This window comes from Metabacillus sp. SLBN-84 (assembly GCF_053629595.1).
Genome location: NZ_JBRJIP010000007.1, coordinates 35954 through 47509, shown reverse-complemented (window position 1 = coordinate 47509; position 11556 = coordinate 35954). Strand labels below are relative to the sequence as shown.

Annotated in this window: 11 protein-coding genes and 1 pseudogene; 10 read left to right on the top strand and 2 right to left on the bottom strand. The window is 42.3% G+C overall.

Annotated features, from left to right (window positions below; all coding sequences use genetic code 11):
• Positions 1-7: 7 nt before the first annotated feature.
• Complete coding sequence (locus tag RKD52_RS22530) at positions 8-619, top strand: hypothetical protein (RefSeq protein WP_454101633.1); 612 nt, start codon at positions 8-10, stop codon at positions 617-619.
• The gene (locus tag RKD52_RS22525) at positions 606-1784 is read left to right on the top strand and encodes an NlpC/P60 family protein (RefSeq protein ID WP_454101632.1); all 1179 of its coding nucleotides are present in this window, start codon (positions 606-608) and stop codon (positions 1782-1784) included. The genes RKD52_RS22530 and RKD52_RS22525 overlap by 14 nt, the downstream gene beginning before the upstream one ends.
• Before the next feature lie 328 nt (positions 1785-2112).
• Here RKD52_RS22525 and RKD52_RS22520 read toward each other — a convergent pair whose 3' ends face one another.
• On the bottom strand, positions 2113-2298 hold the full coding sequence (locus tag RKD52_RS22520) for a Spo0E family sporulation regulatory protein-aspartic acid phosphatase (protein WP_454101631.1): 186 nt from the start codon (positions 2296-2298) through the stop codon (positions 2113-2115).
• A 674-nt stretch (positions 2299-2972) separates the two neighbouring features.
• Here RKD52_RS22520 and RKD52_RS22515 point away from each other — a divergent pair.
• The 8 genes and pseudogenes from RKD52_RS22515 (at position 2973) to RKD52_RS22480 (ending at position 10141) form a co-directional block, all read left to right on the top strand.
• Positions 2973-3104, top strand: coding sequence for a hypothetical protein (locus RKD52_RS22515; RefSeq protein WP_454101630.1), 132 nt, complete (start codon positions 2973-2975; stop codon positions 3102-3104).
• A gap of 371 nt (positions 3105-3475) precedes the next feature.
• The gene (locus tag RKD52_RS22510; protein WP_454101629.1) at positions 3476-5155 is read left to right on the top strand and encodes a PrpR N-terminal domain-containing protein; all 1680 of its coding nucleotides are present in this window, start codon (positions 3476-3478) and stop codon (positions 5153-5155) included.
• 143 nt (positions 5156-5298) lie between these two features.
• Complete coding sequence (locus RKD52_RS22505; protein ID WP_454101628.1) at positions 5299-6291, top strand: 2-keto-3-deoxygluconate permease; 993 nt, start codon at positions 5299-5301, stop codon at positions 6289-6291.
• A gap of 13 nt (positions 6292-6304) precedes the next feature.
• Positions 6305-7603, top strand: coding sequence for a four-carbon acid sugar kinase family protein (locus RKD52_RS22500; RefSeq protein ID WP_454101627.1), 1299 nt, complete (start codon positions 6305-6307; stop codon positions 7601-7603).
• Entirely contained in the window at positions 7600-8598 is a 999-nt protein-coding gene (pdxA, locus tag RKD52_RS22495; RefSeq protein ID WP_454101626.1) for a 4-hydroxythreonine-4-phosphate dehydrogenase PdxA, read from the top strand. Before RKD52_RS22500 ends, pdxA begins: the two co-directional genes overlap by 4 nt.
• A 23-nt stretch (positions 8599-8621) precedes the next feature.
• Positions 8622-8750 (top strand): anti-repressor SinI family protein, encoded by a 129-nt coding sequence (locus tag RKD52_RS22490; protein WP_454101625.1) that lies wholly within the window; start codon positions 8622-8624, stop codon positions 8748-8750.
• Between the two features lie 73 nt (positions 8751-8823).
• Positions 8824-8952: pseudogene (locus RKD52_RS22485) on the top strand (excalibur calcium-binding domain-containing protein); the annotation flags it as partial.
• Positions 8953-9184: 232 nt separating this feature from the next.
• On the top strand, positions 9185-10141 hold the full coding sequence (locus tag RKD52_RS22480; RefSeq protein ID WP_454101624.1) for a DNA/RNA non-specific endonuclease: 957 nt from the start codon (positions 9185-9187) through the stop codon (positions 10139-10141).
• 341 nt (positions 10142-10482) lie between these two features.
• Here the strand turns inward: RKD52_RS22480 and RKD52_RS22475 are convergent, their stop codons facing one another.
• Complete coding sequence (locus RKD52_RS22475; RefSeq protein WP_454101623.1) at positions 10483-11250, bottom strand: membrane lipoprotein lipid attachment site-containing protein; 768 nt, start codon at positions 11248-11250, stop codon at positions 10483-10485.
• Between the last annotated feature and the right edge of the window lie 306 nt (positions 11251-11556).

The following is an 11556-nucleotide window of genomic DNA, read 5'->3' as shown; positions in this document are numbered from 1 at the left end:
GTGAAGCATGTTTGGATGGGATGTACAAAACAGTAAAAGCGACCGGATCAAGCTGTTCCTTTTTCTTCTTGCCGTCTTTCTGATCGTCGGGTTTGCAGCATCGACTTTTTTTAGGAGTACGTCTTTGGTTTCTCCAGTCTCAAAGAGTGCTGAGATCAAGGGGTCCCCTTCTGAAGAAAGTGAAGACACCAGTGGTGCAGTGATGCAGGGTAATGAGAACGAGTATGACCAGACTGAAAAGTTTACGGAAGAGGAGCTCTCAGAAACAAAGGACGCCGCGGTGGGGTTTGCTAAAGCGTTTCATACGTATGATGCAGAAAAGCCTGATGAGTATCTTTCGAACGCCAAGCCCTATATGACAGAGGCCCTCTATAAAAAGATGAAGCGGAACGGCAGAAGAGAAGTGCTCGAACGATCTTATTTGAGTGTGCGAGATACAGAGGTTACTCCCGTTTCAAATAAAAGCAGTACGGTTGTGCGGTGGAACGTCATTGTCAGGGGAGAAGCGACTTCAGTAGACGGAAAAACATCACAAACCGAAGACTGGTACCTGATGAGCCTGAGGGAAGCAGACGGCGAATGGAAGGTAGAGGATGTGAGAGTGAATGTCCCAAACTAACGAGCCGAATCGTCACGAGACGGATGGGAGCTCTGCTTTAAAGAACATCACTGGTGCAGTGGTGAAGAAAACAGTAAAAACAGCAGGTGTCAAAGGGGCGGCGGCCGCAGGGTCTGCTCTAGGCCTGCCGGTCCTTTTAGGTATCGGCGCAATCCTTCTTATCCTCATAGGAGGTCTTGTCATCACCTTTTTCCTCATCCTGTCATCAACAGGGGGAGAAGAAGATCAGGCGCCCGGAAAAGGATTTTACGGAGGCGAGATCTCAGAAATCGGAGCGAACGAAATTCCTGCAGACTACGTCTCCATTTATCAGGCGGCAGAAGAAAAGTACGGGGTGCCTTGGAACCTGATAGCAGCCCATCACCGGGTGGAGACAAGGTTTTCGACCATCGATCCGATGGTTTCCCCGGTTGGCGCAGAAGGGCACCTTCAATTCATGCCATGCACATGGGTAGGATGGAGCCATCCGTCGTGCGGAGGACTCGGTAAAGGGGATATTTCCGATACTGAAAAGATGAATCCGGATGTCATCGCGAAACATGGAGGGTACGGGACTGACGCAAATGGGGACGGGAAGGCCGATCCGTGGGACCTTCATGATGCTGTTTTTTCTGCGGCCCACTACCTGGCAGCAAACGGTGCAGCAGAAGGGGACCTAAGACGGGCTGTATTTGCATATAATCACGCCGACTGGTATGTCGAGGAAGTACTCGGTTTTGCTGATCAGTATGTGAAAGGGTTTGTATCGATAGGCGGCGGAAGTGGCCAAAAGACAGGCATAGAAGTGGTTGACGTGGGAAACAGGTGGATTGGAAACTCCGAATACGTATTTGGCGGGGGAAGGAATCAAAGTGACATAGCGAGAGGCCGTTTCGACTGCTCGAGCTTTGTACACTGGGCGTTCATGGAAGTCGGCGTTGATCTCGGTCCACTCACATCAACGAGCACCGAAACACTAAAACATTTGGGTGAGCCCGTATCAGCAGAAAGCATGAAACCCGGTGATCTTGTATTTTTCAATACGTACAAACGAGACGGTCATGTTGGAATATATGTCGGTGACGGCAAATTCATAGGAGCCCAGTCCAGCACCGGGGTTGCGGTTGCGGATATGTCTGAGGGGTATTGGAAAGAAGTATTTAATGGGCGTGTAAAGAGGATTTAAACTATGGTAGAAAAAAAGGAGTAGCATTTTACTACTCCTTTTTCGTTGTTCGTTTGTGGTTACCTTGTTGTTTTCCGTAATCAAAGCACTTTTTGTACAGAGCACCTTCTATGGCGTCCTATTTAATTTTAGAAGGAGAAATGAGGGATATGCCGTTTTGATCCACAAAAATGGATAACAATTTTCTGCGCTGGGTGTTTTTCAAGGTGGAGGTTGTCATCTTATTTCCGTATTTGATCGAGGGCATCATCATCTTCCTTCCTCGTTTATTTTAACCAATCTTTCTCTATCAATACTAAATCATTATAAGTTTAACTTCTTTAGATACTCAATTGTTTATGTTTTTGGTTAAAGAAGGTAGATGAAGTTTCTGATATTTTATTATAAGTTTATCCAGCTTTTCACTGTGGTTTAAGGTTTTTGGGTTGTTTAATCCGTGAATACTGGCTATCTGAATTAATTCTTCTCTCAAAACGTCTATGTTTTCTGCTATATCTTCTACTGTTTGCGCCAATCTATGTTCCCCTTCATTAATGTTATCTTAAATTATAATACCATTTCCCAAAAAAAGGGGAAAGTAGTGAGGGAAGTTACGTTTTTCTTAAATAGATTTTCAAAATCAATCTTTTCCATCGAAAGGCCTTGTCAGTGCGTCAGTTCCTGGAAGAACCAATATTTTTCAATCATATCTGCGTATGTACCAGTATCTTTAATAAAGCTTGATACAAACCGGTAGCACCTTTTATGTGTAAGACAATTCATTTCATTTAGAATAACATGATCCTCTTTTTTCAATAGTTCTTTACATTCTCCGCAAATAAAAGTAATTTTAATCCAGCCTCCTTCCAAATACTATCATACATATAATTAGGTACAAATATCTATATATTTACAATTTTTTCACAAGTAAATGGTTTTTTTACATGATGAATAATACTCCTGTGCAAATGTCCTTCAGATATAAGAAGAGGCGATGCTAATTTTTATAGGTTGAGGTTGGTTGGAGAGGCATTATTATGATCAGGGGAACGGTCAGTTGCAAGACTTGGTTCTTGAGGCAAGTCGGGCAAAAGCAGGTCCATTGCCTATAATACCCGGCTGGCACGTTCGCTCCTTCGCAAGTGAACCCTTCACACGGTTTGCGCCCATCATTACTTCCTATTCAAACAAAGAAAGGAAGTGTTAAAGATGAAAGCAGTATACGAAATTCAGGGCATTAAACAGGTCATTCAAGAGGTGGAAGGGGGAGTGGCATATATCGTTCGTTCCCCTAAGGAGGCTGCTGAGATTGCTGCAAAACTGGAGCCTTGCTACTGTTGAGGATTTCTGCAAACAGGAAAAAAACCGCCTTCAAAAAGGATAGGTGTCACTCTTTTAGTCTATGTGCTGCATTGTAGTATATTAACTGATAATTGGTTCTCATGGACTCCAGTCTCAAAGGGAAGAGGAGAACGAAGAGGTTGATTGGATCCTAATGCGGCTAAAAGAATTGCACCTCTGTATTCTCTGACAGTTTATAGACCTGTATTGGCCGTCCTCTCGCTGACATTTTTTCCTTTCCGACTATTTCAATCAGCTGCGCGTCCATCCATTTCACAAGGATATGATGGGCACTTCGCGGGATGATCCAAATAGTCTTTTTGCGTTCGAAGGGTTAAAATGAAAGGAAAACGACAAATAGGTGAGATTTCATGACCATAAGAGTATTATTTATTGCACCGTACGAGGCGATGACGCCCTTAATAAAGGAATGCGCGGAGACTGAGCCGGACCTTGAGTTAACGATAAGGACTGCAAACCTTGCAGATGCCATACCGTATGCAAAACGGGCCGTGGAAGATGGATATGACGCCATTATAAGCCGCGGAGGGACAGCTAAGCTGATTGAGAAAATAGTGACTATTCCTGTCATCGATGTCCATATATCCGGTTACGACATGCTGAGAGTCCTGACGCTTGCAAGCGCATTTCCGGCCAAAAAAGCGATGGTCGGCTTTCCAAATATCACGCTTGGGGCACAGTCCATAACGGATTTGCTCGATATCCCGATTGGCGTTTTTACAGTAGATCATGCTGAGGAAGTGGATGATCTTGTGCAGAAGCTTAAAAATGACGGATATGGCCTTATTATTGGGGACGTTATTACAATAAATGCAGCTTTAAGGTCCAACTTGGAAGGCATTTTGATTCAATCAGGAAGGGAAGCTATATTTGATGCTTTTCAGCGAATAAAATCTGTGCATGCACTATACCGCAAAGCTCAAGATGAGCTGGAGGTCTTAAAGTTTGCTGCAAGAGAAAACTTACAGGATTATTTGGTATTGAATGAAAAGGAAGAGATTGTGTCTCAGAACTGGATTTCTTTCTCTGGATGTCCTGTCCCAAAAGACCAAGTAGTCAGTTCAATCAGAGAAAATCAGGAGGCAGAGTCTGAGTCTGTGAGTGTCAATATACATGACCATATTATTCAATCACGGTACACAGTATCGATTGGTGGACAAGGGTATGAAATTTTTGCATTCTCAAAAATTTCAACTGATCAGAGCTATCATGTTGAGCGACTTATTCAACAGCCGAACATCATAGCTGAAAGTGAAGCGATGAAGAAGTGTTTATCCTCAATCCACAGAAAAAGAAGATTTAATCTTTGGGTTTTAAAGGGGGATAGTGGCACCGGAAAGAAACTCATCTCTGCCTATATTCATTACATGAAACACGAAGGGGCCGGTCTGTTTGCGACCGTATCGGCAGAGGCGGCCTTAAAACAAAGAAGCAAACTTGATTCAGATATTCGAACTGTTTATTTAATCGGTGCAGAAACAGTCAGTGATGATCTTCATTCTCTTCAGACTATCATCGATGAATGGAGAAGCAGCGGACGCACGGTCATCGTCGCTTTTCGGGACGAAGATCCCTTGTATTATCCCATTATGCATCACGAAGAAGGCATAAGAGTGACCATCCCTTCACTCAATCAAAGAGAAGAAGACCTTAAGCCTTTGGTGAGTTCTTTCATAGCGTTGTTTCATGCAGAACTTGGCACATCTGCAGTAAAGATTAAGAGCGCGGCCATCGATTTATTAAAACAGTATGACTGGCCTGGGAATGTCTTAGAGCTAAAGGCTTTAATCAAGGATGCAGTTTTGGAAGAGAAGGGGTACGTGATCGGTGCTGAACTGATCTCCCGGCTGCTAAGCCAAAAACCAGAAAAGCAATCAGTGTTTGACGAAGCGTTTTTGGAAGGTTCACTCGAAAAGATTGAAAAAAGAATCATCGATGCCGTGATGGAGCAAGAGGATCACAACCAAACGAGAGTTGCTGAACGGCTGAAAATCAATCGGTCAACGCTATGGAGAAAGCTGAAACAATAGTTTCAGCTTGTTTTATTTTGCAACGATTTTTAGTGGTTTAGTTGAATTGGAGAATGGAAGAACGTATTGTTATAGCTGTAAACGATTACAATTACAAGTTAATTGTTTTATATTGAAACAATTGACGGGGGAGTGGTAGAATAATGAAGATTAAAGCAACTCTTGATCGTATTCCGGGAGGCATGATGGTAGTGCCGTTGCTTCTTGCAGCGACCATCAACACGTTTGCTCCAGGACTGCTTCGAATCGGAAACTTTACTGAAGCGCTATTTGTAAACGGTTCCGGTACTTTGATTGCCCTCTTTTTACTTTGCACAGGGGCACAAATCAACGTGAAATCATTTGGGGTGTCAATTGGAAAAGGAGCTACACTTTTATTTACAAAATGGGCAGTAGGGGCTCTATTCGGGCTTGTCGCTTATCTCTTTGCAGGTGATAACGGTCTATGGCTCGGCCTTGCCCCAATCGCAGTCATTGCAGCGATGACAAACAGCAACGGCGGGTTGTTCGTGGCGCTTGTTGGTCAATATGGAAGCAAGGAAGACCGTGCGGCTTATTCATTGCTTGCATTAAATGACGGTCCATTCCTCACGATGGTTGCCTTATCCATCTTCGGTGCCATGGGATTTGTTGATGGAATGTTCTCATTCGTCTCGTTCATCTCCGTTTTATTGCCGATCGTTGTCGGAATGGTGCTTGGAAATCTTGACGAGGAAATGCGCTCATTTTTAGATAAAGGAAGTTCGATGCTAATTCCGTTTTTTGCTTTTGCCCTCGGTATGGGAATTGATTTTGCCGCAATCCTCAAGGGAGGACTTTCCGGTATTATCCTTGGCCTGCTAACGGTCTTTGTTACTGGATCTGCTGGGTATTATGTATTTAAAGCGCTGAATTGGAATCCAATTGTCGGCGCGGCGGAAGGATCAACAGCCGGAAACGCTGTTGCTACACCTGCAGCTATTGCGGCAGCGAATGCAAGCTTTGCAACTGTAACCGACTTAGCCACTGTTCAAGTCGCAGCTTCTACCGTGACAACGGCCATTCTGCTCCCAATCTATATAGGGTTTCTTGTAAAGAGGATGGAGAAAAAGGGCTTCGTTTTTGAAAGGGAAGATGTGACAAAAGCAAATGTATAGAGGTGTTTGTGATTTGAAAAACAGAGTAGGAATTATTGCTGATGATTTAACGGGAGCCAATGATTCAGGGGTTCAGTTAGCTAAAAAAAACCTGTCAGCAGCCGTAATATTCAACATAGAATATGCTTCAATCAAAGAGAAGCCTGACGTATTGATTATTGATACGGACAGCAGGTCAAAGTCTGCTGAAGAAGCTTATGATGCTGCCCATCAAGCAGCAAAGCTTTTAAAAGATATTGGTTATCAGCACATATATAAAAAGATTGATTCTACATTAAGAGGGAACATCGTGACTGAACTGCTTGCTGTTCATGACGTATTTAAGCCTGAAGCAGTGGTCATTGTGCCTGCTTTTCCAAAGATGAACAGAAAAACAGTAAACGGACATCATTATGTGAATGGAAAGCTTATAACAGATACAGAGTTTGCAAGGGATCCGAAAACACCTGTGAGAGAAGCCTATCTGCCGGAGTTCTTTAAGGGAAGTGACAAGAATGCCGTCCTTTTGGACAGCGAGTTTTTCTCACTCCCTAATGATGAGATTGCAGAAAAAATTCTCTCCAGGATGGATGATGGGGACAGCTGGTTTGTCTGTGACAGTGCATCTGAAGAAGATTTGAAAAGAGTGGCATCTATCTTTATGGAATTAAACAAACAAACCCTGTGGTGCGGTTCAGCAGGTTTAATCGAATATCTTCCGGATTACATTGAGTTCACACCTGAAGCCGTCATTTTTGAGGAAACATCTGAAATCGATCATACACTCGTTGTGTCAGGAAGTCTGTCAGATGTCACAAAGAAGCAGCTGGAGAGGATTAGTGACAGCCAGAATGTCTGTTTTATCGAAGCGGACCCTGCGGAGCTTGTCGCAGATTCCTATGATTTAAACCAGTACACACTGGAATTGAAGCAGCATGCGGACTGTTCCTGTTTTGTATTGTACGTTGACTCTTCAGAGATCAATCGCCGAAGAGCAAAAGAGACTGGTGATGCATTAGGATTAACTACAACTGAAATCAGCGTGGCCATCTCAAAAGGGCTCGGGAAGATTGCTGGTGAGCTCCTTAAAGCAGATCAATCCATCAAAGCGATGGTGTTGACCGGCGGAGATACCGCTAAAGCCGTATGCATGGAACTTGGCGTCACCAAGATGGATTTGTATGCAGAAGTTGAACCAGGGCTCCCTTTCGGGAAAATCAGTACGGATCAGCATTCATACTGGACAGTCACAAAAGCAGGCGGATTCGGACATGAACAATCGCTTGTGAATGCAGTAAACTATATGGCTAATATGGGATGGGTGAGACTATGAAAAAACCTTTAGTGGGCATCACCATGGGTGATGCAGCAGGAGTTGGACCTGAAATTATTTTAAAGAGTCTGGCATATGAGGAAATGTATGAAATCAGTCGACCTCTTGTAATAGGCGACAGAGCTATCCTGGAGCGTGCAAAGACATTTGTAAACAGCGATTTGACACTCGAGAATGTGAGCGAGGAAGAGATCGATGATCTGACATTCAAACGAGGAACAGTCTACATCCTCGACCAAGGTCTGTTATCTGCAGAACTTAAGGTTGGGGAAGTGTCTGCGGAAGCTGGGAATGCTGCATTCAGGTACTTGGAAACGGCTATACACTTAGCCAACAGCAAAAAAATCGATGCGATATGCACGGCTCCCCTAAACAAGGAAGCTTTGCATAAAGGAGGGCATGCCTATCCCGGTCATACAGAGATTCTAGCCGACCTTACGGACACTCAGGACTTTTCAATGATGCTGTCTGCGCCGAACCTAAAAGTGATACATGTGACCACGCATGTCGGCATCATCGATGCGGTTAAGATGATTCATCCGGAGCGCGTGTATCATGTCATCAAACTTGCTCATGATACCCTTGTGAAATCAGGAATAGCTTCCCCGAAAATTGCTGTGTGCGGCATTAATCCTCACGCAGGCGAAAACGGCCTGTTTGGATACGGGGAAGAAGAAGAAAAAGTAATCCCAGGTGTAGAAAAAGCGCAAGCTGAGGGGATTGACGCTATTGGTCCTCTTCCGGCAGACACTCTGTTTTTCAGAGCGGTCAGAGGGGATTTTGATATTGTTGTCGCCATGTATCACGATCAGGGACACGGTCCTGTAAAAGTTTTGGGTCTTGATGCAGGCGTCAATATAACAGTAGGACTTCCAATCATTCGCACAAGCGTTGATCACGGCACTGCATTTGACATTGCCGGCAAGGGCATTGCAGATGAAAAGAGTCTTATGGAAGCTCTTCGACAGGCGGTTGAACTTGCTCCGAAATCATAACTTAAAGACAGAGGCGAAAGAGTATGACCGACAAACAAGAAAATCAGCTTCCTGAAGAATGGGTTGAACTGGTGAAAGAAGCAATGAATTCAGATGTAACAAAAGAAGAATTTAAAAAGTTTCTGGAAGAAAAATCCAAGGAGAAAAAATGACCATCTTGGTGGTCATTTTTTTCTCGTAAAATCAGTACATGCTATGCTCGCAGAAGCAGCTGCAGCTTCAAGTGGAGGATCAGAGCGCTTTGCCAATTGTACTGAACTAAGAAAGAAATATCCTAATGGCGTAGCTTCTGATCATCCAGCCTATCAATCTAAAATGGATAGAGATAAAGATAATTTTGCTTGTGAAAGATAGTGTATTATCACTTAGTAGACCTTTCTAAGATATTGGATTATGAATAATCCCTTCTCAAATAATGAGAAGGGATTATTTTTTGTATTACGTTATCAATTCTTTCTTTAGGTATAATTGAAATACAGTCGAATATTTTACAGGAGTATATAAATAGGTTAACAAACTTAATCTATGCTAACATTCCGAGATGTTTAGTAAGAAGAGTATGAAACTATTATAGGAGAGTCCTAAAATGAAAAAGAAAATGAACTGTTTAATCTTACTTTTAACGGCCATCTTTATGGTTGGTTGTACCAACGCAGAGGATACATCAATTACAGATGTAGAAACAAATACACAAGAAGAAACCAGTGTTGAAACAAATAAAAACAGTGAAAAAGAAGAAAGTATCACTACGGTTGCTGATGAACCAGTAGTAGAGGAAACACCAACCCGACAAAATAATGAACTGTTCTCAGGATACAAACTTATTAAAGTTGATGGTGGTGATTTGTCTGGTTATCGTGAACCTAACGTCGTTGTTGACATTGGTTATGGGGATCGTGAATATTGGGCATTTACTAATGAATACGGACAACTAGTACGTGTCATTGCTGACGAAATCATTGTGCAAGATGATGATAATGAAGCAGTATTATCGTCTGGCAGATACTATTCTGATGAGGCAAAGGTTCCGGGTGTTGAAAGTGACGTTTTAGATGAAGGCCATATCATTGCTGATTCTCTCGGCGGGGTAGCAAATGCTTATAATATCACTCCACAAGATAGCACACTCAATCGACACGGCGATCAAGCTTATATGGAAGATTCAATCAGCAGAGCAGGTGGTGCTACTGATTTTGAAGCAATTATCACTTATTCGAATACAAAAACACAGATTCCTTCGAGTTATCAATATACTTATACGATAATGGGCAACAAGATTGTTGATACATTTGACAACGTAAACCCTGACGAAGTAAACGCATCACTCGATTTAACAGACAGTGAACCAGTTGAATCAACTGAACCAGCTGAATCAACTGCATCAAACGCAAACGGTGATATTTCCAGTGTTGATACAAACGGCAATGGACAGGTGACCATTAAAGAAGCAAAAGCAGCAGGTTTTAGTATGCCAATAACGAGTGATCATTGGTTATATCCATATATGGACGATCGTGATAACGACGGTATGGTAGGTGATTAACCCCCTAGAACCTTGAGGTGAAATAAATGAACGAAAGAACATTTTCCTCGTTGGACGGATTTATTACAATTGGCAAATGGGTGTCTATCCAGGAACAACTGGTGATGAAGATAAAGGCAATAAACTGATCAGAGATTGGTGTGAAGAGCATTACGGGAATGGATATAGAACAGGATTTGAGCACCTGGACGATGCACTTGAGCGCGAAATGGTGACACATGCTTTCAGGTGATATAAAAAAGACTCATTACGAGTCTTTTTTTATTGTGAATTATTCACATATACGCAGTGTTTTCTATTTATTGCTATTTTAAAAATGTTCTTTTAGATTTCGAGGTATTTTATTCAATTACTCCCCCGCCAACTCCGCTTAGGGCGATTGCTTCTTTCACGAGGGTGGAGTTTGTCATTTCATCTCCATAGAACGCATCCAAAGCTTCAACGAACCAATCTGCATCAGCATTTACAACCGTTCCATGACTTCTTATATTGGTCAATGCTTCGCTGACAAGACTTGTTTTTTCATCTGACGTCAGTGTCACCCAATCGCTGCCGTCTGCTGTTGACAGATCAGGGGCATTATCGTCTTCTGTAACTTCAACGGGTTCTTCTATAACTTCTTCTTCATCTGTTTCTGTGACTTCTTCAGCTTCTGTTACGGGTATGCCGTCTTTCTGGCTTGCGTCGTATATGGGTTCGTCATTTTTATAGAGCAGGGGCGACATACTTTCATCTTCAGAATATCTTTTTGTGTACGTGTGATTCTCTGTTTTTATTTCAATATCGCCTATGTAACACTCGTAGTCTTCACCGCAGAAGAAGGAACCGTCCTTCGGATCACCGTTGTACTTCAGGGCAATTTCATTCATGTGATCAACGTAATTGTTTTGCTCTTTTGGTGAAAGGCTGTCAAAAGAATCTGATACTGCCGCAGTTAAGTCGTCTTCATAGTCTGTTTCTGCAGATATGTCATAAGACAGGCTGGACAAATGCTCCAACATCACTTTGTCTTCTGACATTATGGTCATCATTTTTTCCAGCTGTGATTCGTCTATTCCACATCCAGAGAGCAGAACAACCATTGAAATACCTAGTAAAATTTTCTTCATTTCTTCCTCCTGAAATTGATTGCAACATTATCTACTATAGCGATTTCCAAGATCATCTTCTACAGTAAAATAATATAAAATAATTCAATCTTTTTTCTTATGTTGAAGATAGGTAAAACTCACATTTTTTAATGTCACTAATCTCTACTAGAGAGGCTATGCTGCTGTTCATTTCTACTTGGACCGTCAAGAGGGCAATCAGCTGTCAGGATATAATTTGTTTATAGAAAATCAACCTTACTATATATGATTATTATTACCAATAACATATAAGATAATATATATGTATATGTTATTGATAATAAT